Origin of the sequence: Rhodococcus sp. GXMU-t2271 (genome assembly GCF_041414735.1) — a bacterium.
GTDB lineage: Bacteria > Actinomycetota > Actinomycetes > Mycobacteriales > Mycobacteriaceae > Rhodococcus > Rhodococcus indonesiensis.
The window spans coordinates 29761-50082 of record NZ_JAUIZP010000022.1 but is presented as its reverse complement, the minus strand read 5'-3'; the positions used below and the strand labels follow the sequence as shown (position 1 = coordinate 50082).

22 protein-coding genes are annotated in these 20322 nt (G+C 70.7%); 16 read left to right on the top strand and 6 right to left on the bottom strand.

The genetic code is table 11. The annotated features are described in order from the left end of the window. Nucleotides 1-74 precede the first annotated feature (74 nt). Nucleotides 75-1712 (top strand): Na+/H+ antiporter, encoded by a 1638-nt coding sequence (locus QYS60_RS07980; protein ID WP_371382862.1) that lies wholly within the window; start codon nt 75-77, stop codon nt 1710-1712. A gap of 26 nt (nt 1713-1738) precedes the next feature. Here QYS60_RS07980 and QYS60_RS07975 read toward each other — a convergent pair whose 3' ends face one another. Next, entirely contained in the window at nt 1739-2248 is a 510-nt protein-coding gene (locus tag QYS60_RS07975; RefSeq protein ID WP_289377693.1) for a DUF4385 domain-containing protein, read from the bottom strand. Between the two features lie 179 nt (nt 2249-2427). On the opposite strand from QYS60_RS07975, the gene QYS60_RS07970 reads away from it, so the two are divergent. The 8 genes from QYS60_RS07970 to QYS60_RS07935 all read left to right on the top strand — a co-directional run bounded on the left by QYS60_RS07970 (nt 2428) and on the right by QYS60_RS07935 (nt 11828). Further along, nucleotides 2428-3639 carry a sensor histidine kinase gene (locus QYS60_RS07970; RefSeq protein WP_289377692.1) on the top strand — a complete coding sequence of 404 codons (1212 nt, stop codon included), beginning with the start codon at nt 2428-2430 and terminating at the stop codon, nt 3637-3639. Between the two features lie 88 nt (nt 3640-3727). Next, on the top strand, nt 3728-4513 hold the full coding sequence (locus QYS60_RS07965) for a LytTR family DNA-binding domain-containing protein (protein ID WP_289377691.1): 786 nt from the start codon (nt 3728-3730) through the stop codon (nt 4511-4513). A gap of 146 nt (nt 4514-4659) precedes the next feature. Beyond that, nucleotides 4660-4965, top strand: a complete 306-nt coding sequence (locus QYS60_RS07960; RefSeq protein ID WP_235157280.1) for a hypothetical protein — start codon at nt 4660-4662, stop codon at nt 4963-4965. A 7-nt stretch (nt 4966-4972) separates the two neighbouring features. Beyond that, nucleotides 4973-6784 carry a cation acetate symporter gene (locus QYS60_RS07955; RefSeq protein ID WP_289377690.1) on the top strand — a complete coding sequence of 604 codons (1812 nt, stop codon included), beginning with the start codon at nt 4973-4975 and terminating at the stop codon, nt 6782-6784. Between the two features lie 160 nt (nt 6785-6944). After that, nucleotides 6945-7307: a DUF485 domain-containing protein gene (locus tag QYS60_RS07950; RefSeq protein ID WP_054375053.1), complete on the top strand. Its 363-nt coding sequence runs from the start codon at nt 6945-6947 to the stop codon at nt 7305-7307. Nucleotides 7308-7327: 20 nt separating this feature from the next. After that, a complete protein-coding gene (locus tag QYS60_RS07945; RefSeq protein ID WP_054375054.1) occupies nt 7328-8962 on the top strand; it encodes a cation acetate symporter in 1635 nt (544 codons plus the stop codon). Nucleotides 8963-9033: 71 nt separating this feature from the next. Further along, complete coding sequence (locus QYS60_RS07940; protein WP_003936338.1) at nt 9034-9465, top strand: SRPBCC family protein; 432 nt, start codon at nt 9034-9036, stop codon at nt 9463-9465. A gap of 101 nt (nt 9466-9566) precedes the next feature. After that, a complete protein-coding gene (locus QYS60_RS07935; protein WP_371382861.1) occupies nt 9567-11828 on the top strand; it encodes an ATP-dependent DNA ligase in 2262 nt (753 codons plus the stop codon). 31 nt (nt 11829-11859) lie between these two features. Here the strand turns inward: QYS60_RS07935 and QYS60_RS07930 are convergent, their stop codons facing one another. Beyond that, nucleotides 11860-12564: a MerR family transcriptional regulator gene (locus QYS60_RS07930; protein ID WP_371382860.1), complete on the bottom strand. Its 705-nt coding sequence runs from the start codon at nt 12562-12564 to the stop codon at nt 11860-11862. A gap of 113 nt (nt 12565-12677) precedes the next feature. Here QYS60_RS07930 and QYS60_RS07925 point away from each other — a divergent pair, with 113 nt between their 5' ends. The 3 genes from QYS60_RS07925 to QYS60_RS07915 all read left to right on the top strand — a co-directional run bounded on the left by QYS60_RS07925 (nt 12678) and on the right by QYS60_RS07915 (nt 15364). Then, nucleotides 12678-13895, top strand: a complete 1218-nt coding sequence (locus QYS60_RS07925; protein ID WP_371382859.1) for an erythromycin esterase family protein — start codon at nt 12678-12680, stop codon at nt 13893-13895. Nucleotides 13896-14197: 302 nt separating this feature from the next. Further along, nucleotides 14198-14965 carry a methanethiol S-methyltransferase gene (gene mddA / locus QYS60_RS07920; protein ID WP_289377686.1) on the top strand — a complete coding sequence of 256 codons (768 nt, stop codon included), beginning with the start codon at nt 14198-14200 and terminating at the stop codon, nt 14963-14965. 69 nt (nt 14966-15034) lie between these two features. Further along, nucleotides 15035-15364: a YnfA family protein gene (locus QYS60_RS07915; protein ID WP_040782206.1), complete on the top strand. Its 330-nt coding sequence runs from the start codon at nt 15035-15037 to the stop codon at nt 15362-15364. A gap of 12 nt (nt 15365-15376) precedes the next feature. Here QYS60_RS07915 and QYS60_RS07910 read toward each other — a convergent pair whose 3' ends face one another. The 3 genes from QYS60_RS07910 to QYS60_RS07900 all read right to left on the bottom strand — a co-directional run bounded on the left by QYS60_RS07910 (nt 15377) and on the right by QYS60_RS07900 (nt 18041). Then, nucleotides 15377-15835, bottom strand: a complete 459-nt coding sequence (locus QYS60_RS07910; RefSeq protein ID WP_003936332.1) for a hypothetical protein — start codon at nt 15833-15835, stop codon at nt 15377-15379. A 149-nt stretch (nt 15836-15984) separates the two neighbouring features. Then, complete coding sequence (locus QYS60_RS07905) at nt 15985-16749, bottom strand: amidohydrolase (protein WP_371382858.1); 765 nt, start codon at nt 16747-16749, stop codon at nt 15985-15987. Further along, nucleotides 16746-18041 (bottom strand): lactate 2-monooxygenase, encoded by a 1296-nt coding sequence (locus tag QYS60_RS07900; protein WP_371382857.1) that lies wholly within the window; start codon nt 18039-18041, stop codon nt 16746-16748. Before QYS60_RS07900 ends, QYS60_RS07905 begins: the two co-directional genes overlap by 4 nt. Nucleotides 18042-18242: 201 nt before the next feature. Between QYS60_RS07900 and QYS60_RS07895 the strand changes: the two genes are divergently transcribed. The 4 genes from QYS60_RS07895 to QYS60_RS07880 all read left to right on the top strand — a co-directional run bounded on the left by QYS60_RS07895 (nt 18243) and on the right by QYS60_RS07880 (nt 19509). Next, complete coding sequence (locus tag QYS60_RS07895) at nt 18243-18557, top strand: rhodanese-like domain-containing protein (RefSeq protein WP_289377683.1); 315 nt, start codon at nt 18243-18245, stop codon at nt 18555-18557. Continuing rightward, a complete protein-coding gene (locus QYS60_RS07890; RefSeq protein ID WP_289377682.1) occupies nt 18554-18685 on the top strand; it encodes a hypothetical protein in 132 nt (43 codons plus the stop codon). Before QYS60_RS07895 ends, QYS60_RS07890 begins: the two co-directional genes overlap by 4 nt. Before the next feature lie 115 nt (nt 18686-18800). Further along, nucleotides 18801-19085: a metal-sensitive transcriptional regulator gene (locus tag QYS60_RS07885; protein ID WP_037201469.1), complete on the top strand. Its 285-nt coding sequence runs from the start codon at nt 18801-18803 to the stop codon at nt 19083-19085. Between the two features lie 25 nt (nt 19086-19110). Then, nucleotides 19111-19509: a DUF302 domain-containing protein gene (locus QYS60_RS07880; protein ID WP_003936326.1), complete on the top strand. Its 399-nt coding sequence runs from the start codon at nt 19111-19113 to the stop codon at nt 19507-19509. Between the two features lie 46 nt (nt 19510-19555). Here QYS60_RS07880 and rpe read toward each other — a convergent pair whose 3' ends face one another. Next, complete coding sequence (gene rpe / locus QYS60_RS07875; protein ID WP_003936325.1) at nt 19556-20281, bottom strand: ribulose-phosphate 3-epimerase; 726 nt, start codon at nt 20279-20281, stop codon at nt 19556-19558. Between the last annotated feature and the right edge of the window lie 41 nt (nt 20282-20322).

Genomic DNA, 20322 nt, shown 5'->3' with positions numbered 1-20322 from the left:
GGTCGTCCGCCCGTGCGCGCCGGCCACCGGCTCGTCCGACGGCGCCGGGCCCCCGCCCACGTCACAATCGACGGGTGAACGGGACCTGGATTCTGCTCGTCGTCATCGCCGCCATCGCAGTCACCGGTCTCGCCAACCGGAGCAACCTGCAGGCCCCCCTCGTCCTCGTGACCATCGGCTCGCTCGCATCCTTCATTCCGGGAATGCCGCGGCTCGAACTCCACCCCCACGTCATCCTCGGAGTGGTGCTGCCCCCGCTGCTCTACTCCGCGGCACTGCGCTTCTCCGTCGCGACGTTCCGCAGGCACCTCACCCCGATCCTGCGGCTCGGCATCTTCACGGTCCTCGCGACGGCGTTTGCCGTCGCGCTCTCCGCGTCCTGGTTGGTCCCGGAGCTGACCCTCGGGGCGGCGCTGGTGCTCGGTGCGGTGGTCGCGCCGACCGACGCGGTCAGCGCCGTCGCCGTGGGACGGAAGCTCGGCCTGCCCAAGCGGGTGATCGCAGTTCTCACCGGTGAGGGCCTGGTCAACGATGCGACCGCACTGACGCTGTTCGCGGTCGCGGTGTCGGCGGTCGCCGGCACCCGGGTGTTCGCCACGGATTCCCCGGTGGCGTTCTTCGGCTACGAGGTGATCGGCGGCGTGGCGATCGGCCTGCTGCTCGCCACCGTCGTGCACCTGATCCGCGGCCGGATGTACGACTCGCCGCTGGAAACCGTGCTCGGGCTGGTCCTTCCGTTCACCGCCTACCTCGCCGCCGAGGAGATCGGGGCCTCCGGCGTCCTCGCCGTCGTCGCAGCCGGGCTGTACATGGGGCACCGCGCCACCGACGCGTCGGTGGCCACCCGGATCCAGGAGCGGGCCGTCTGGGAAAGCCTCGACATTCTGCTCGAGATGTTCGTCTTCGCCTATATGGGTCTGCAACTGAAGTTCGTGATCGACGAGGTCCGCGACAACGGACTCGACGTCCACATCGCCTTCCTCTACGGCTTCGCGATCCTCGGCGTAGTGATCGCCGTGCGCCCCCTGTGGGTGCTGCTGCACTGGGCGCGGCGACGCCTCACCCGGAGCATCGGCCTGGACCGGCTGGGCCGGGACCAGTTCAGCGGACGTGAATACCTGGTCATCTCCTGGGCCGGGATGCGCGGGGTCGTGACTCTCGCAGCTGCCGGCGGCATCCCGTTCGTCCTCGCGTCCGGTGAGCCGTTTCCCGGTCGCGAGATCGTCCAGGTGATCGCATTCGTCGTCGCGGTGGGCACGCTGCTCATCCAGGGCGCCACGATGCCGGCACTCATCCGCGCGCTGAACGTCGCCGACCCGTACGAGCAGCTCTACACCGAGGAACAGCTCGAGCTCGCGCGGACCATCTCGACCACGGCGGCAGAACAACATCTCGCCGAGCTCGGAGCGAATCCTCCGGCCGGCGTGGCCGCCGATGACCTGAAGCGCATCCTCGACCGGGTGAACAGGTCGATGCAGGCCCGCGCCGAGGCACAGCAGGTGGAGGACGCGGGGGAGCGCGACCCGTCCGTGCTGCATGCGGCCGCACTGTTCGAAACGCTCCGGCGCTCGGTGCTGCGTGCCCAGCGGCAGGCTCTGATCGCCGCGCGCGACGACGGCGACCTCGACGACGAGACCTTGCGCACGGTGCTGGAGGGACTCGACATCGAGGAGGCGGCCGCGGAGGAACGGATCAACCGGCGGCGCCGCTGACCGTTCGCCCGGAGGCCGGCAGACGATCAGCCGTACAGGTCCCGGTGCTTCCGCCGCTGTTCGACGTACCGGGGCTCCGCCGCGGCACGGTCCCACGCCTGCTTGAACACCTCTGCGGCCGCAGCCTTCTCCTCGTCCTCGGGACCCCGGGGGAGCTCCGCGCGGCCGTGCGCACCGCTGCGGCCCCGGCGGTCCCGCGGGACGGGTCCGTCGTACTTGCGGCCACCCGGACGAGCGGCATACCGCCGCGCCCGCGTGTACCCCATCTGGAGGAACTTGCGGGCCATGTCCGCGCCGACGAAATCCCCCTCGTCGAGATACGAGAAGAACATCGTCAGGATCGTCTCGGCACTCGCCCGGGCCTGCTCGACCGTCGCGAATCGCCAGTGCGGCAGCAGCTCCGACTTGTACGGTTCGACCTTCAGCACGCCCTGCTCCCCACGGCCGACGCGGTAGAGGTGCGGCTGCCGGCGCAGGTCGAGATTCGCGTAGTCGAGCGAGTAGTCGAACGGGCGGGGCCCACGTCGAGCGGTCACCCCCGGAAGTCTCCCACGGCCGGTTCGTGGCCGCGCCGGCTTCGGTTTCCTGCCCCTTCCCGTGCTCTGCACATGCGGCAACTCGTAGCGTGGAGCCATGACCGACCCGCTCGACCGTGCACGCGCTCAGCCCTCGTCTCCGGCCGGATGCCCGAACACCGGCCGGAACCGGTGACGCAGTGAACGGGACGGTCGTCGCGCTGCTCGCCGTCGCGATGCTCGTCGTCGCCGGTGTCGCCGCACTGTGGCTGCGCACCCGGCGCGGCCTGACCACCCCGGCCGAGCGCGCCGTGCACGCCACCCTGCACACCGCGTCGCTCGCCGCGCGGCCGCTGCGGCGGGGCCTCGACGCGACGTCCGCGCAGGAGGCCGCCCCGCACCTGCGCTCCCTCACCGGCACGCCCGCCGTCGCGCTCGTCGATGCAGACGGCACCTGCCTGGCGTGGAGCGGCCCCTTCGAGGGGCTGTCCGAGCAGCTGCTCGCCGCCGCACACCGCGCGATCGACGAGGACCGGCGCGTCCTCGTCGGCCACGGCGACCTCCGGCGCGGCGCCGACGATCAGGCTGCCCGGGCCGTCGTCGTACAGCCACTCGTCATCGACGGCGTCGGGGTCGTCGGCGCGCTCGGCGTCGTCACGACCACCGAACCCGGGCCGGCCCTGCTCGGTGTGCTCACCGAGGTCGCCCGCTACGCCTGCAGCCAGATCGAACTCGCCGAACTCGACGCCTCCCGCGCCCGCCTCGACCGCGCCGAGGTGCGGGCCCTGCGCGCGCAGATCAGCCCGCACTTCATCTACAACGCCCTCGGCACCGTCGCGTCCTTCGTGCGCACCGACCCCGAACGCGCCCGCGAACTGCTCCTCGAATTCGCCGACTTCACCCGGTACTCCTTCCGGGCGGCCGGGGAGTACACGCTGCTCGCCGACGAACTGCGCAACATCGACCGCTACCTCACGCTCGAACGGGCCCGCTTCGGCAACGCCCTCGAAGTGCGATTGCAGGTCGCGCCGGAGGTCCTGAACGTGGTGCTGCCGTTCCTCGCCCTGCAACCCCTCGTCGAGAACGCCGTGCGGCACGGCATCGCCGGCAAGAGCACCCGCACCGGCACCATCAGCATTGTCGCCGCGGACGAGGGCACCGACTGCGTCATCAGCGTCGAGGACGACGGCGTCGGAATGGATCCCGAACTCCTGCGCTCGGGCGACCTCGACGCCGAGGGGGAAGGTCGCACCAGCGCGAAGGAGGCGGCGCACGTGGGACTCGCCAACGTCGACGACCGCCTGCGCGCGGCGTTCGGCAACGACTACGGCCTCGTCGTCGAGACGGCGCCCGGGGCCGGGACGAAGGTCAGCATGCGGGTACCGAAGTTCCGTCCCGGGATCCGGGCATGACGCGACCCTTCCGTCACCCGGTCACCCTGTGCGCGAGTGGCCCGGTCCGCTCCGCTCGGGCGGTCCGGCATGGCACGATGGACCGGCTGTGAACGACACCACCGACACCCTCACCGTGCTGGCCGTCGACGACGAACCGCCGGCCCTCGACGAGCTCGCGTACCTGCTGCGGCGGCGCGAGGAGATCGGCCACGTCCACACCGCGGGCGAGGCGACCACCGCGCTGCGGCTGCTGCGCGACGGCGGAATCGACGCGGTGTTCCTCGACATCAACATGCCCGGCCTCGACGGCCTCGAGCTCGCCGGCATCCTGCGCAACTTCGCGAACCCGCCCGCCGTCGTGTTCGTGACCGCACACGACGACCGGGCCGTGGCGGCGTTCGACCTCGGGGCCGTCGACTACCTGCTCAAACCCCTGCGCGAGGAACGGCTCGCCGAGGCGGTGCGCCGCATCGCCGAGCGCCGCACCCGCGGAACCGAATCCGCTGCCACGGGTGCAGCGACCTCGGACGAGGTGATCCCCGTCGAACTCGGCGGCGTGACCACCCTGGTGCCGCGGTCGTCGGTGCAGTGGGTCGAGGCCGACGGCGACTACGCACGCCTGCACACCGGCACCGGCTCCCACCTCGTGCGCATCCCCATCTCCACGCTCGAGAGCCGCTGGGCCGACGCCGGGTTCCTGCGGGTGCACCGCTCCTACCTCGTGGCGCTGCCCCTGGTGACCGGCATCCGCAGCGTCGGTTCCGGCCTCGTGGTGTGCCTGCGCGCCGAGGAGGGCAAGCCGGCCGTCGAACTGCCGGTGAGCCGTCGTCACACCCGCGAACTCAAGGACCGCCTGATCCGCGGCCCGATGCAGACCTGGACGAGCAGATGAGTGCGTCCGGCGGCTCACCCTCGCGCAGCTCGGGCGGCAGCTCGGGCGGCCCGCCGCCGCGTGGTTCGGGCGGCCCGCCGCCGCGTGGTTCGGGCGGCCCGCCGCCGCGGGAACGGGTGGTGCTCGCCCAGCGCCGCGGCGCCCGCATGGTGCGCACCCGCGTGGAGGTCCAGGAACAGACCGAGGTCGGGGAGGCGATGGTGCGCGGCCTGGTCCGCGCCCAGCTCGGCCTCGCCGCGCGGCTCGCGCTCGTCGCGGTGTGCCTGCTGTGCGCCCTGCCCGTGCTGTTCCACTTCGTGCCGCACCTGACGGACGTGACCGTGCTCGGCATCCGGTTGCCGTGGCTGCTGCTCGGGTTCGTCGGATATCCGCTGCTGCTGGGCATCGGCCGGCTCTACGTCCGCCTGGCCGAACGCAACGAGCAGGACTTCACCGACCTGGTCGACGACTGAGCGGCTCATGGATACCGGTTCGATCCCCGTCGCCACCGTCGTCGGTCTCGTCGCCGCTGCCGCCGCCACCGTCGCGATCGGCATCTACGGAGTCCGGCTGGCCCGCACCACCTCCGACTTCCTCATCGCCTCCCGCAGCGTCGGACCCCGGTGGAACGCCGCCGCGATCTCCGGTGAATACCTTTCCGCCGCCTCGTTTCTCGGCGTGGCCGGACTCATCGCCAAGTACGGCGCCGACGCCCTGTGGTACCCGGTGGGCTTCACCGCGGGCTACCTGGGTCTGCTGCTGTTCGTCGCCGCCCCGCTGCGCCGGTCCGGCGCCTACACCGTGCCGGACTTCGCGGAGTTCCGGCTCGGTGCGCGGTGGCTGCGCACCCTCTCGATGGTGATCGTCGCCGTCGTCTGTGTGCTCTACCTCGTCCCCCAGTTCCAGGGCGCGGGACTGACGCTGAACATCCTGCTCGGGGTTCCCGACTGGGTCGGCGTCGTCGCGGTCGCCCTGATCGTCGTCGGCAACGTCGTCGGCGGCGGCATGCGCTCGATCACCTTCGTCCAGGCGTTCCAGTACTGGCTCAAGCTCACCGCCGTCGCGGTGCCCGCCCTCGTGCTCGCCGTCCACTTCTTCGACGACGACCGCGCGGTCGGACAGCCGGCACCGCCGACGGTCACCGAGCGCACCACCGTCGACGTCACCACCGATGTCGTCGTCCAGGTCGGCGAACCCCTCGCGGTCACAGCCACCGGCCGGGTCGACGGACGGACCGTGGACGGCACCGTGCTGCTCGCGCCCGGCGAGCACGAGGTGGCCGCCGGCACGGCGCTGGTGCTCGAACCCGGTGCGGCCGTGCCGGTAGTGGCCGGGGCGCCGGCCACCAACGACGACTGGGTTGCCCCCGGCGGGGGGATCGGGGGCGCCCACCCCATGTTCCAGGTGTATTCGCTGATCCTCGCCACCTTCCTCGGCACGATGGGATTGCCGCACGTGCTGGTGCGCTTCTACACCAACCCGGACGGGCGTGCGGCCCGCATGACGTCGCTCGCGGTGATCGCCCTGCTCGGGGTGTTCTACCTGTTCCCGACGCTGCTCGGGGTGTTCGCACGCCTGTACGTGCCGCAACTGCTCATCACGGGCCGCTCCGACGCGGCCGTGCTGCTGCTGCCGGGGTCGGTGCTCTCCGGATTGGGCGGACAGCTGCTCGCCGCGCTCGTCGCGGCAGGGGCGATCGCGGCGTTCCTGTCCACGTCCTCAGGATTGCTGGTCAGCGTCGCCGGCGTGCTCTCCACCGACGTGCTGCGGGGACGCGTGCGTGACTTCCGGATCGCGGCCGTCCTCGCCGGTCTGGTGCCCCTCGGGCTGTCGCTGGCGGTGACGTCGCTGGACCTGTCGCGGGCCGTGGGCCTGGTGTTCGCGGTGGCGGCCTCCACACTGTGCCCGCTGCTGATGCTCGGTATCTGGTGGCGCGGGCTCACCGCCGTCGGCGCGGCCGCCGGCATGGTGACCGGCGCGGTGGTGGCCGGGGGCGCGGCGCTGGTCGTCGTGCTGGTACGGATCGATCCCGAGGCCGGTGGCGGGTGGGTCGCCGCCCTCGTCGGCTACCCGGCCGCGGTGAGTGTGCCGCTCGCGTTCGTCACCATGGTCGTCGTCAGCCTCGCCACCCGCACCCGCGTCCCGGCGGACGTCGGCCGGGTGTTCTCCCGCATGCACGTGCCCGAGCGGCTCGGGATGGGCAGGGACCGGGAACTCGGGGCGTTCGAGGACACCGGCGTTGCGGCGGAGCCTCGCGGACCGGGACGGCCGTCCCCGCGTGGAGACCGCTGAGCCGCCACTCGTCGCGCCCGGCAGACCGTTCGCCGCACCGGGCGACAGCTCACCGTGTGACCGGTGCCACCTTCTTCCCGTGTGACTCGCGTCTCATTACGTTCTACTGGTAGTACGCCTCACAGGGGCGATCCCTGAAGCCACGACCAAGGAGTCGACAGTGACCACAGCTCACCTCGGCAAGGGCGGGGCGATCGAACGCCGCACGCCCGATGCGCAGGACTTCGTCGACATGCAGGCGAGTCCGGAGTTCCAGGACTTGCGCCGCCGGCTCCGGCGGTTCGTCTTCCCGATGACGGCTCTCTTCCTCACCTGGTACTTCGTGTACGTCCTGCTGGCCACCTACGCCGCCGACTTCATGGCGACCAAGGTGCTCGGCAACATCAACCTCGGCCTGATCCTCGGACTCGGCCAATTCGTCTCGACGTTCGTCATCACCGCGCTCTACGTGCGGTTCGCCAATCGTGACCTGGATCCGCGTTCCGCCGCGATCCGCGAAGAGCTGGAAGGACCGGCCCAGTGACAACGAATGCGCTCGCGCATGTGACAGTTCTGGCCCAGGGGGCCACGGACGTCGGTAACCCCCTGTTCAACATCGCGATCTTCGTCGCGTTCGTCGTCGTGACGATGAGCCTGGTCATCCGTGCCAGCCGCTCGACCAAGAAGGCCTCCGACTTCTACACCGGCGGCGGGCAGTTCTCCGGCCCGCAGAACGGCTTCGCGATCGCCGGTGACTACCTGTCGGCCGCGTCGTTCCTCGGCATCGCCGGCGCCATCGCGGTCTACGGGTACGACGGCTTCCTGTACTCCATCGGCTTCCTCGTCGCCTGGCTCGTCGCCCTGCTGCTCGTCGCCGAACTGCTTCGTAACACCGGCCGATTCACCATGGCCGACGTGCTGAGCTTCCGGCTCAAGCAGCGGCCCGTGCGTATGGCCGCCGCGCTGTCCACCCTCGCGGTGTCGCTGTTCTACCTGCTGGCCCAGATGGCCGGTGCCGGTGGCCTCGTCGCGCTGCTGCTCAACATCGACGGCAAGCTCGGCCAGGGCATCGTCGTCGCCGTGGTCGGTGTCCTGATGATCGTGTACGTGCTCGTCGGCGGCATGAAGGGCACCACCTACGTGCAGATGGTCAAGGCCGTGCTGCTCGTCGCCGGCGCCGGCATCATGTTCGTGCTCGTGCTGTTCGCGGTCCGCGGCAACTTCTCGCAGTTGCTGGCCGACGCGCAGGCCATGGTCAACAGCTCCACCAACGAGGCCGTCGCCGGCCGGGACGTGCTCGCTCCGGGCGCCAAGTACGGCATCAGCGACATGACCCGTCTCGACTTCGTCTCGCTCGGCATCGCCCTGGTGCTCGGCACCGCCGGCCTGCCGCACGTGCTGATGCGTTTCTACACCGTGCCCACCGCCAAGGAGGCACGTCGCTCGGTGACCTGGGCCATCGCCCTCATCGGCGGGTTCTACCTGTTCACCCTGGTGCTCGGCTACGGCGCCGCCAAGCTGGTCGGACCGGACGTCATCCTCGGCGCCCCCGGCAAGGAGAATTCGGCCGCCCCGCTGCTCGCCTTCGAACTCGGCGGCACCATCTTCCTCGGCATCATCTCGGCCGTCGCGTTCGCCACGATCCTCGCGGTCGTCGCCGGCCTCGCGATCACCGCGTCCGCATCCTTCGCCCACGACATCTACGCCAGCGTGATCAAGCGCGGCAACGCCTCCGAGGAGGACCAGGTGCGGGTCTCCCGCATCACCGTCGTGGTCATCGGTGTGGTCTCGATCGTGCTGGGCATCCTGGCGATGGGGCAGAACATCGCCTTCCTGGTGGCGCTGGCCTTCGCGGTCGCCGCGTCCGCCAACCTGCCGACGCTGCTGTACTCGCTGTTCTGGAAGAAGTTCAACACCACCGGCGCCCTGTTCAGCATCTACGGCGGCCTGATCAGCTGCCTGTTGCTCATCGCCTTCTCCCCGGCGGTGTCCGGCAAGCCGTCCTCGATGTTCCCGAACGTGGACTTCGCCCTCTTCCCGCTCGCCAACCCCGGCATCGTGTCGATCCCGCTGGCCTTCGCCCTCGGCGTCGTCGGCACCTTCATCGGCCGCCGCAAGCTGGAGGACCCGGCCAAGCAGGCCGAGATGGAGGTCCGCTCGCTCACCGGTGTCGGTGTCGAAAAGGCTGTCGCCCACTAGGCAACACCCACGAAGCGCGGGTTCGGGGTCGATCACCCCGGGCCCGCGCTTCGGCGTCTACGCTGCCGGGCATGGCCAAACTCGAGGTATCGACCGATCTCCCGCTCGAACCGCACGTGACCTGGGTGCGCGCATCGGATCTGCACGGGTTCGACGAATGGCTGACCATCCACGACGGGTGGCGCAGCGACCTGCCGAGCGAACTCGTCGTCGGCACCACCGCCGAGTCGGTCGTGTCGGTGAAGGGCATGCGCAACCGGGTCGCGTGGACCGTCCGCGAGATCGACTCGCCGCACCATCTCGTCCTGCACGGTTCCGGTAAGGGCGGCACCCGCTTCAAGTTGCGGATGACGGTCCGGGCGGCCGGGGTCGGTTCCGTGCTCAGCCTGAACATCGACCTGGGCGGGGCGCCGCTGTTCGGGCCGATCGGTTCCGGTGTCGCGCGGGCTCTGCACGGCGACATCGAAGCCTCGCTGCGCCGGTTCGCCGAGTTGTACGGCTGAGTCGCCCATGAGCTGCGCCGAGGATTCACTTTTCGCGGGCGACACGCGGAGGCCGGCGCGAGAACTGCCCGCTCGCCGGCTCCGCTCGGCACAATGAGGCGATGACGACCCGCACGTTCGAAGGCCGTCGTCTGAACCTGACGAACCTCGACAAGGTGCTCTACCCGGACACGGGCACCACGAAGGCCGACGTGGTCGACTACTACATGGCCGTGGCCCCGGTGATGCTGCCGCACGTCGCGGGCCGGCCCGGCACCCGCAAGCGGTGGCCCGAGGGTGTCGGCGGCGAGTCGTTCTTCGAGAAGAACGTCGCCTCCCACGCGCCGAAGTGGCTCACCCGCAAGACGGTTCACCACAAGCAGCGGTCGGTCACCTATCCGGTCTTCGACTCCGTCGCGGCCCTGGCCTGGCTCGGGCAGCAGGCGGCACTCGAATTGCACGTGCCGCAGTGGCGGTTCGCGGGTTCCGTTCCGGGCCCTGCGACGCGGATCGTGTTCGACCTCGACCCCGGGGAGGGGGTCACGCTGGTCCAGTGCGCCGAGGTGGCCCGGCTGGTGCGCGACATGGTCGGCGGGCTGGGCTGGCCGGCCTACCCGGTCACCAGCGGCAGCAAGGGGATACACCTGTATGTTCCGCTCGACCGCGAACTCGCGCCGGGTGGGGCGTCGGCCGTGGCCAAGCAGGTGGCGATCAACCTCGAGACGCTGCATCCGGACCTGGTCACCGCGACGATGGCCAAGGCCGCGCGCGGCGGCCGGGTGTTCCTCGACTGGAGCCAGAACAACCAGGCCAAGACGACCATCGCCCCGTATTCCCTGCGCGGTCGCGAGCAACCGTGGGTCGCCGCACCCCGCACCTGGGACGAACTCGACGATCCCGGACTGCGCCAGCTGCGGTTCGACGAGGTGCTCGCGCGACTCGACACCGGACCCGACCCGCTCGCCGACCTCGACCCGCCGCTGCCCGAGCCCGACGCCCTGACCGAGTACCGGGGCAAACGCGATCCGTCCCGCACGCCCGAACCCGTTCCCTCCGCAGTGGGTTCCGGGCCGGGCGACTCGTTCGTCATCCAGGAACACCACGCTCGCCGGCTGCACTACGACCTCAGGCTCGAACGCGACGGGGTGCTCGCGTCGTGGGCGGTACCGAAGAACCTGCCGGACGGCCCGGGCCGCAACAACCTCGCGGTGCGCACCGAGGACCATCCGCTCGAGTACCTCACCTTCCACGGCGTCATCCCCAAGGGGGAGTACGGCGCCGGCAGCATGACGATCTGGGACACCGGCACCTACGAGACCGAGAAGTGGCGCGACGACGAGGTGATCGTGCGCCTGCACGGCGGGCGGGTGCAGGGCAGGTATGCGCTGATCCGCACGGCCGGCAACCAGTGGCTCGCCCACCGCATGAAGGACCAGGGCGTGCAGGCGGGTCCGTCGACGGGATTGCCGCGCGACCTCGAGCCCATGCTCGCGACACCGGGTGAGGTGACCGGGCTCGACGCCGACGAATGGGCCTTCGAAGGAAAGTGGGACGGCTACCGCGCCGTCGCCGAGATCGAGAACGGGCAGCTGCGGCTGCATTCGCGGTCCGGTCGCGACATCACGGGCGACTACCCCGCCCTGGCCGACCTCACCCGCATCCTGGACGGACACGACGTCGTCCTCGACGGGGAGGTGGTCGCGTGCGACTCCCACGGCGTCACGAGCTTTCCGTTGCTACGGACCGGTGGCACCCCGCAGTACTTCGTGTTCGATGTCCTCTACCTCGACGGGGTGACCCTCTACCGCAAGCCCTACGCCGACCGGCGACGGGTGCTCGATGCGCTCGCGGCCGCAGCCGACGGGCTGATCGTGCCGGACTTGCTGCGCGGCAACGGAACCGAGGCGCTCGAGGAGAGCACCCGGCGCGGCTGGGAAGGTGTGGTGGCCAAGCGGCGGAACTCGGTGTACGTGCCGGGCCGACGCAGCCCCGACTGGGTGAAGTCGAAGAACTGGCTCACGCAGGACGTCGTCATCGGCGGCTGGCGCCTCGGGAAGGGGGCTCGTGCCGGCACTTTCGGCTCGCTGCTGCTCGGCGTGCACGGCGAGGCCGGACTGGAGTACGTCGGCCGTGTCGGCACCGGCTTCGACGAACCGCAGCTCGCCGAACTGTCGGCCGCCCTGTCCGGTCTGCGGCGCCGCACCACCCCCTTCGTCGGCGACGTTCCGCGCGAGGACGCGCGGGATGCAGTGTGGGTGACCCCGAAACTGGTGGGGGAGGTGCGGTTCCGGGAATGGACCGACGCCGGCAAGCTCTGGCATCCGAGCTGGCGCGGGCTGCGTGACGACATCGACCCCCGGGACGTGCGGATGCCCGAGCAGTAGTTGCCGGACCCTGGCCGCGCCGGGTCGTCGGCTACCTCTGCCGTGCCCGCTCGAGCATCCTGAGGTAGGTGTCGAGCTGGGCCGCACCGGCGAGGAGGGCGCGGCTGCGCTCGGTCAGCCGATCCTGCCAGGAGTCGAGGAAAGCCGTCGACGCGCCGGCACCGCCTGCCGTGCGCAGCGAGTCGACGAACCGGGCGACCTGGGCCAGCGGACAGCCGCCCCGGCGCAGTTGCCGTGCGATCTCGGCATCGCGCACGCAATCCGGCCCGTATTCGCGGTAGCCCGTGGCCCGGTCGCGGTCGGGCCGCAGAATGCCCTGGGTTTCCCAGGTGCGCAACGTGGCCGGGTGCATGCCGAGTCGGCGTGCGAGCTCACCCACCGTCAGCGGTCGACCGCGCACGGGGGTCGACGTCGCGGTGGCCAGGGCGTCCAGAGCGGTCGCCACCTCGAGGCGGGTGTCGCGTTCGGCGAGCAGCGCGACGTGCGCGGCGTCGATGAGCCGGTAGGCGGATTCGGTGTCGCCGCGATTGGTCGCGTGCATGATCTCCGTCGCCTGCCGGTGCCCGTGGCCGCTGCGCAACGCGAGGAAGGTCCGCAGCGCCTGTGCATGGAAGGACGTGTAGCGCCGATAGCCGGACTCGCTGCGCTCGGCCGGTGGGAGGATGCCCGCAGCGTCGTAGTTGCGGATCGCCTGCGCGGACAACCCGTGTTCCCGGGCCAGGTCGACAGGTCGCACCGTGCACCTCCGATTGAAGGTTCGACCTGCGGATCGCAGGTCGAGGTCGCAGAAGTTTCACTCGATTCTTCAACGATATCGTCGAGGGCAGTTCCTTCCGCGAGAGGAGTGTCATGTCATCTACCGCCTCACTACGCGAGATCGCCCGTCCGCTCGACGACCCGGCCGGCGTGGACCATGCCCTCGACGAGCTGCTCGCCGCGCGGAGCGAGCCGCCGGTCCTGCTGGCCCTCGGCGAGCCGACCCACGGGATCGAGGCGTTCCCGCTGCTGCGTAACGAACTCCTCGGTCACCTCGTCGGACGGGGGTTCCGGTCGATCGTCCTGGAGACCGACTTCTTCGCCGCGTCCGTGGTCGACGACTACGTGGCCGGGGCGCCAGGAGAGATCGACACGGTGCTCGCGACCGGGTTCAGCCACGGGTTCGGCGCCGTGCCGGGTAACCGGGAACTCGTCGACTGGCTCCGTACGCACAATGCCGGGTGTGCGCCGCAGGATCGGGTTCGCTTCCACGGGTTCGATGCGCCGGTGGAGTACTCCGGTGCACCGAGCCCGCGACACGCCCTGGTCCGGGCCGGGGATTACCTGCCCGCGGCGCTGCGACCCCGATCGGTCCACGATCTCGACGCACTCCTCGGCGAGGACGCGGACTGGACCGACCAGGCGGCCATGTTCGACCCGGCCGCGTCCATCGGAGACTCCGATCGTGCCCGGGCCCTGCGCATCGTCGCCGACGACGTCGCCGGCGCCCTGCGTCGCGCGGCACCGGCCCTGCGTCCCGCCGACCCGACCGGTTACGACCGGGCCGTCGCGCACGCGCGCACCGCGCAGGGCCTGCTGCGCTATCACGCGGCCATGGCCCATCCCGGCCCCGATCGCATCGCCGACCTGCTCGGCGTGCGCGCCGAGATGATGGCCGAGAACCTGCTCGCGATCGTCGCGCAGGAGCAGCAACGCGGACCCGTCCTGGTGTTCGCGCACATCGTGCACCTGCAGCGCGCGCAGTCCCGCATGCAGGCCGGCGAGGACGAGGCGCACTGGGGAAGCGCCGGCGCGCACGTCGGACTCGTCCTCGGCGAGCGGTACGTCTTCGTGGCAACCGACGCCGGCCCGCACAGCGACCCGGGCACCCTCCAGCGGGTGCTGGCCGAGGCGACGACCCGGCGCGCCCTGTTCCCGGCGCCGGCTCTGCGCGCCGCGCTCGACCCGTCGATCGTCCCGGGCGCACCGATCGTGCCCGGCCACATCCCGCTGGGCCCGGCCGACCTGGACGGTGCCGACGCGATCGTCTTCGTCGCCGACACCGACGGAGAGCGGCACCGATACTGGTAGCCGGCCGCGACGGTCGGACCTGCGGCACGCCGCCCGGACACGCTGCGCGGCAGAGCGTCTCGCGTGCAGGCTCCTGCACACCCGCACCGGGAAGAACTCGCTCGCATCTTCGGAATCCGCGCAGGCCACGGCGTGGGCAGATTCCGAAGATGCGAGCAAGTCCGGGTGGTGGACGACCGCCGGGGGTACGGAAACCTCACCCCGGGGTGCCTGTCGTCCTCCGCCGCACCGGCGCACCGTGGTCACACGGCACATCCGCCGACTGTGGCACGGGCGGCGCGCCCGGAGGAGGAAGGTTCACGATGTTGCAGACGACCGACAGGGGCCGCCTCGGCCGTACCCTGATGACCGCGTACGGCGCGGTCGCCTACGCCGTGTTCTTCGCGGTGTTCCTGTACTCGATCGGGTGGGTCGAAGGTCTCGTGGTACCCCGCACCATCGACGAGGGGCCGCAGACGCCCGTCGTCGTGGCCGTGATGGTGAACCTGGCCCTGTTGTCCGTCTTCGCCGTTCAGCATTCGGTGATGGCCCGGCCGTGGTTCAAGCGCCGGTGGACCCGCATCGTCCCGCAACCGATCGAGCGCTCGACGTTCGTGCTGTTCGCCACCGCCGCCCTCGCACTGGTGATGTGGCAGTGGCGTCCGCTGCCGCAGGAGATCTGGGACGTGGACGCGACCCCGGTGCGCGTGGTCCTGTACGCGGTGTCGTTCGCCGGATGGGGTCTCGTGCTCGCATCGACCTTCGCGATCGACCACTTCGACCTGTTCGGCCTGCGCCAGGTGCTGCGGAACTTCGCCGGGAAGCCGCCCGCCGAAACCGAGTTCCGCACTCCGATGCTGTACCGGGTGGTGCGACATCCGCTGTATCTGGGCTTCCTGATCGCGTTCTGGGTGGCGCCGACGATGAGCGTGGGGCACCTGCTGTTCGCCGCGGTCACCACCGGATACATCCTCGTCGCACTGCGGTTCGAGGAACACGATCTGACCGAGACATTCGGCGACCGGTACCGCGACTACAGTGCCCGCGTGCCCCGGCTGGTTCCGCGCCCGCGCGCGATGAGCCGAACCTGACCATGTTCCGGGCCGGCTCCGGTGCGGACGATCCGCACCGGAGCCGTGCAACGCCGTAGGGTGCTTCCCGTGAGTATCGCGAAGTCCCTAGCCCTGTTCGCCGTGGCAGCGCTGTTCGAGATCGGCGGCGCCTGGCTCGTGTGGCAGGGAATCCGGGAGCAGCGCGGCTGGATCTGGGTAGGCGCCGGGGTGATCGCCCTCGGCGCGTACGGGATGGTGGCAACGCTGCAGCCGGACGCGAACTTCGGCCGCATCCTGGCCGCCTACGGTGGAGTGTTCGTCGCCGGATCGCTCGGGTGGGGGATGATCGTCGACGGCTTCCGCCCCGACCGCTGGGATGTGGCCGGGGCGCTGGTGTGCCTGCTCGGCGTGGCGCTGATCATGTACAGCCCGCGCTGAATTCCGGCGCGGTCAGCCGACGGTCACCGTCCCCACGGCCGGTGTCGAGTTGCAGATCGGGCCGCTGCTCAGGTTCACCGAACCGAATACGGTGGTGAGCACGTTGCCCGGCCCGGTGTTCACCACCTTCGCCAGGTTCGGGTACGTCCCCTCGAGGTCGACGATCCCCGCCTGGCCGGTGCTCTGGTTGAGCCAGGCGACCGACACCTGCCCGGCGGCAGGAATGGGGCCCAGTCCCGGTGCGGTGGAGAAAAGTACGTGACCGGGTGGGATCCCGGGACTCGCCTCCGGCCCGGCCTGCGCGGTGACCGCCGTGATCGAGGCCAGGCTGCCCTGGTTCAGGCATCCGAAGGTCAGTGCCGTGCCGAGGGATTGGGGCGGTGCGGCGCCGGCGCTGCCGGCGAACAGGACGGCCGCCGCGATCGGCGCGGCGGTGGCGAGGATTGCTCGGGTGGTTCGGGCGGCGCTCATGCTGATGCTCCTGGGATCGGAATGTCACGTCCGGGTGCCGACCGCCGCGCCCCGCCGGCGGCGCGCCCCGCGCACCGAATGACGCCCCCGAGTGTAGATCGCGAACGGCGGCGCATACGACGTTTCGCGGATCTTGGTTGCCGGGGATGTCAACGCACGCGGTAGAACTGCGCGGCGTTGTCGTGCAGTACCCGCGTGGCGAGTTCCGGGCCCAGGGCGTCGGTGACGATCTCGACGTCCGCGTCGAGGAACGGCCGCGGGGCCCGGGTGGACGGCAGGTCGGTGCCGAACATCAAGGCATGCGGGTTCCGGTCGGCCACCGCGCGCAGCACTGGGGCGACGTCGAAGTCGACTCGGCCGAAACCGGTCGCCTTGACCCGGACCCCTCGGTCGACCAGGGCCGCCAGGTGCGGCAGTCCGGCGGCGGACAGGCCCAGGTGGTCGATGCTCACCGCCGGGAGGGCGGCGATCGTCCCGGTGAGTTCGGGCAGTGCGCGCGCATCGACGTACAACTCGGTGTGCCAGCCGGCGACGTCGTGCACTCGGCGGGCGAGCGTGCCGAGGTGGTCGACGGATTCCGAACCGCCGCGGCGGATGTTGAACCGGATGCCCCGCACCCCGGCGTCGTTCAGCCGCGTGATCTCGTCGTCGGTCACGGTCGCCGGCAGCTGCGTGACCCCCACGAAGCCGGGTCCGAGCAGCGAGAGGGCGTCCAGCAGACAACTCTGGTCGAAGCCGTGGAAGGAGCCGGACACGACGGCGCCCCCGGTGACGCCGAGCCCGCGGACCCGCTCGCGATAGTCGGCGACCGTGAAAGCCGGGGGCACGTACCCCTGGTTCGGGGTCACCGGGAAGCGGGGATCGACGATGTGGAAGTGGGCGTCGAAGATCGGCATCCGGTGGGCACCGGTCACGTGCGGGTCACCGCGTCCGCGGTGATCTCCTTCACGGACGTCAGGCCGCTGAGCCCGAGCGTCAGATCGAACTCGGCAATGATGTTCGCGACGGCGTCGCGGGCTCCGTCCCGGCCGCCGACGGCCAGCCCGTACACGTGCGGGCGGCCGACGGTGACCGCGTCGGCGCCGAGTGCGAGCGCCTTGAACACGTCCGATCCGGTGCGGATTCCGCTGTCGAGCAGTACCGGCACCCGGCCTTCGACGACGGGTGCGATGCCGACCAGGGCATCGAGTGCGGCGATCGCGCCGTCGACCTGGCGGCCGCCGTGGTTGGAGACGATGATGCCGTCGACCCCGGCGTCGAGGGCGCGGCGGGCGTCGTCCGGGTGGAGGATGCCCTTGAGCAGCACGGGGAGATCGGTGCGCTCGCGCAGCGACTCGATTTCCGTCCACGTCAGGGAGGGTCGGGAGTAGATGTCGAGGAACGTCTCGACCGCGGCCCGGGGTTCGGGGGAGCGGAGGTTGTCGAGGAGGCGGCCGGGGTAGCGCCGGCTCATCGAGAGCAGTGACCTGATCGCGCCGAGGGTCACCTCCACCTCGGGACGGGCACCGGCGGCGGCCGCGATGCGCTCGCGGACGATGCGCACGAACGTCGGGTCCGAGGTGTACTGGGCGATCCCCTCGCCGCGGGCGAACGGCAGGGAACCGAGGTTGAGATCCTGAGGCCGCCAGCCCAACAGGGTGGTGTCCAAGGTGACGACCACGGCGTCCGCGCCGATCGCCTGCGCGCGGGCGAGCAGGCTGTCGACGAGGTCGTCGTCGCTGCTCCAGTACAACTGGAACCAGCGCGGAGCTTCCCCCATCGCCGCCGCGGTGGCCTCCATCGGGGCGCAGCCCTGGTTGGAGAGGATGTAGGGCACACCGAGTTCGGCCGCCGCGCCGCCGATCGCGACGTCGGCGTCGGGGTGCGCGAGTTCGGCGGCGCCGACCGGCGCCAGCAGGACCGGGGCGGGCAGGGTGCGGCCGAACAGCTCGACGCTCAGGTCGCGGTGGGACACGTCGCGCAGGACGCGGGGGACGATCTTCCAGCGGTCGAACGCCTCCCGGTTGGCGCGCATCGTCGCGCCCTCACCGGCGCCCCCGGCGATGTAGGCCCAACCACGGCGGCTCGTCTTCCGTCGCGCCAGGCGTTCCAGCCCCGCGAAGTCGGTCGGCACCGGGGGAGTGCGCCCGAGCACCCCGGCCCGGTAGATGACGTTCTGACGGGCACGGCCCGCGCCGGGCTGCGGCGTCACGGGTCCCTCGCTCATCGGCGATTCCTCACAGGTGCGTCGGGTCGGGGATCGTCTCGGACGCTACCGGAACGGCGGCCGCGCCGGACCTGAGCGACCGTCGCCCGAGCGGGACGGTGGACAGATTTCCACATACCCCCTAGGGTATGTAGTACCCCGCGGGGTATGAACCTCGAACAACGGCACGATGCCCGCCTGATGTGGGCCGAGGAGTGGACAATGAGGGAAATCGACATCGCCGCATTCGCCGACGCGTGGAAGTCCGGCGCGACCGTGGTCGACGTGCGCGAGGACTACGAGTACGAGCAGGCACACGTGCCCGGCGCCCAGTGGATTCCGCTCGGCGAACTGGGGCCCCGCCTCGCCGAGATCCCGGGAACCGACCTCGTCTACGTCGTCTGCGCCTCCGGTAACCGCAGCCTGCGCGGCGCGGACATCGTGTCCGCGTCCGGACGGCCTGCGGTCTCGGTTGCCGGCGGCACCAAGGGCTGGTTGCAGGCCGGTCACCCGGTCGAGCAGGGCGGCACCCGATGAGCCTACCCGAGACGGTCGACGTCCGTCGCGCACGCGAGCTGCCCGCCGCCGGGGCGGTCCTCGTCGACGTGCGGTCCGCCGCCGGGTGCCGGTCCGGGGAACGGATGGTCGGGAGCGGTCGCCGCTGACGGCGACGCAGGATCGAGTGCCCCGAGATCCGGGAAGCGGTGCCGAGTCGGACGATGGGCAGGGGAATACCCCACGGGGTATGATGGGTTCATCTTCAGTATGAAGGGGCCGACCATGACAGTTAACACCGTGAATGCCGCAGAATCCACCACCCAGGTCCTCAACCGGCTGCGCCGGGCTCAGGGCCAGCTCGCCGGGGTCATCTCCATGATCGAGAACGGGCGCGAGTGCCGCGAGGTGGTCACCCAGCTCGCAGCCGTCTCGCGTGCCCTGGATCGCGCCGGCTTCAAGATCGTCGCCACCCGGTTGCGGCAGTGCGTCCTCGACGAGCAGGACGACACCTGCGTCGACAAGCTGACCGAGGAGGAACTCGAGAAGCTCTTCCTCGCGCTCGCCTGACATCAGCGAATCACGAAGGAGCGTTATGACACTCGCCCTCGCCACCACGCTGCGCGCCCCGCTCGACGACGTCGTCGAGCGCACTCGTGAGGCGCTGAAGGAGCAGGGCTTCGGGGTGCTCACCGAGATCGACATGCAGGCCACCCTGAAGACCAAGATCGACGTCGACATGGAGCCGTACGTCATTCTCGGGGCGTGCAACCCGCCGCTCGCACACCAGGCGGTGTCCGCCAACCGGCAGATCGGGCTGCTGCTGCCGTGCAACGTCGTCGTCCGTCGTGATCCGGAGGACTCCGGCACGGTGCATGTCGAAGCCATGAATCCCCAGTTGATGGTGCAGGTGGCCGAGGATCCCGAGTTGCAGCCGGTCGCCGACGAGGCCGCGCGACGGCTGCAGGCGGCGATCGACGCACTGGGCAGCTGAGCCACGTCGAGACGGGCGCCGAGATCTCTCTCGGCGCCCGCGTGTGTCAACCGCCTTCGTATGCCGCCCGGGCCTTCGCGCGCAGGAGGCGTACCGCGCGCGCCGGGTCGTTCGTCCCGTAGACGGCGGTGCCGGCCACGAAGCAGTCGGCACCGGCCGCCGCGGCAGCCCCGATGGTGCCGAGGTTCACTCCACCGTCGACCTCGATGAGCACGTCGAGTTCTCCTGCATCGACCAGGCGTCGCGCCACGCGCACCTTGTGGAGCATCTCGGGAATGAACCGCTGACCGTTGAAGCCCGGCGGCACGCTCATCACCAGGAGCGTGTCGAAGTGCGCGAGCGTGCCGAGGTGCGGTTCGAGCGGGATGTGTGGTGCGAACGCGAGACCGGCGCGGGCACCGGCGGCTCGTAGCCGGCCGGCGAGAGCGATCGGGTCGCCCGTCGCCTCGACGTGCACGGAGACGTTGTACGCGCCGGCCTCCGCGTAGTCGACTGCCCATCGGTCGGGATCCTCGATCATCAGGTGACAGTCGAGTGGCAGCGACGTGTGCCGGGCGAGGGATCGCACGACCGGCAGCCCGAAGGTGATGTTGGGGACGAAGTGTCCGTCCATCACGTCGACGTGCAGCCAGTCGGCTCCGCGGTCGGATCCACCGGTCACGATCCGTGCCTCGTCCGCGAGGCGCGCCAGATCGCCGGAGGCCAGGCTGGGCGCGATGAGGGGCTCGCGCCGCGGGCGGCGATCGGAGCCGGTGCGGACATCGGAGTCCATGCGACGACGGTACCCGGAGTCGGCGCGCGCACGAGCCACAC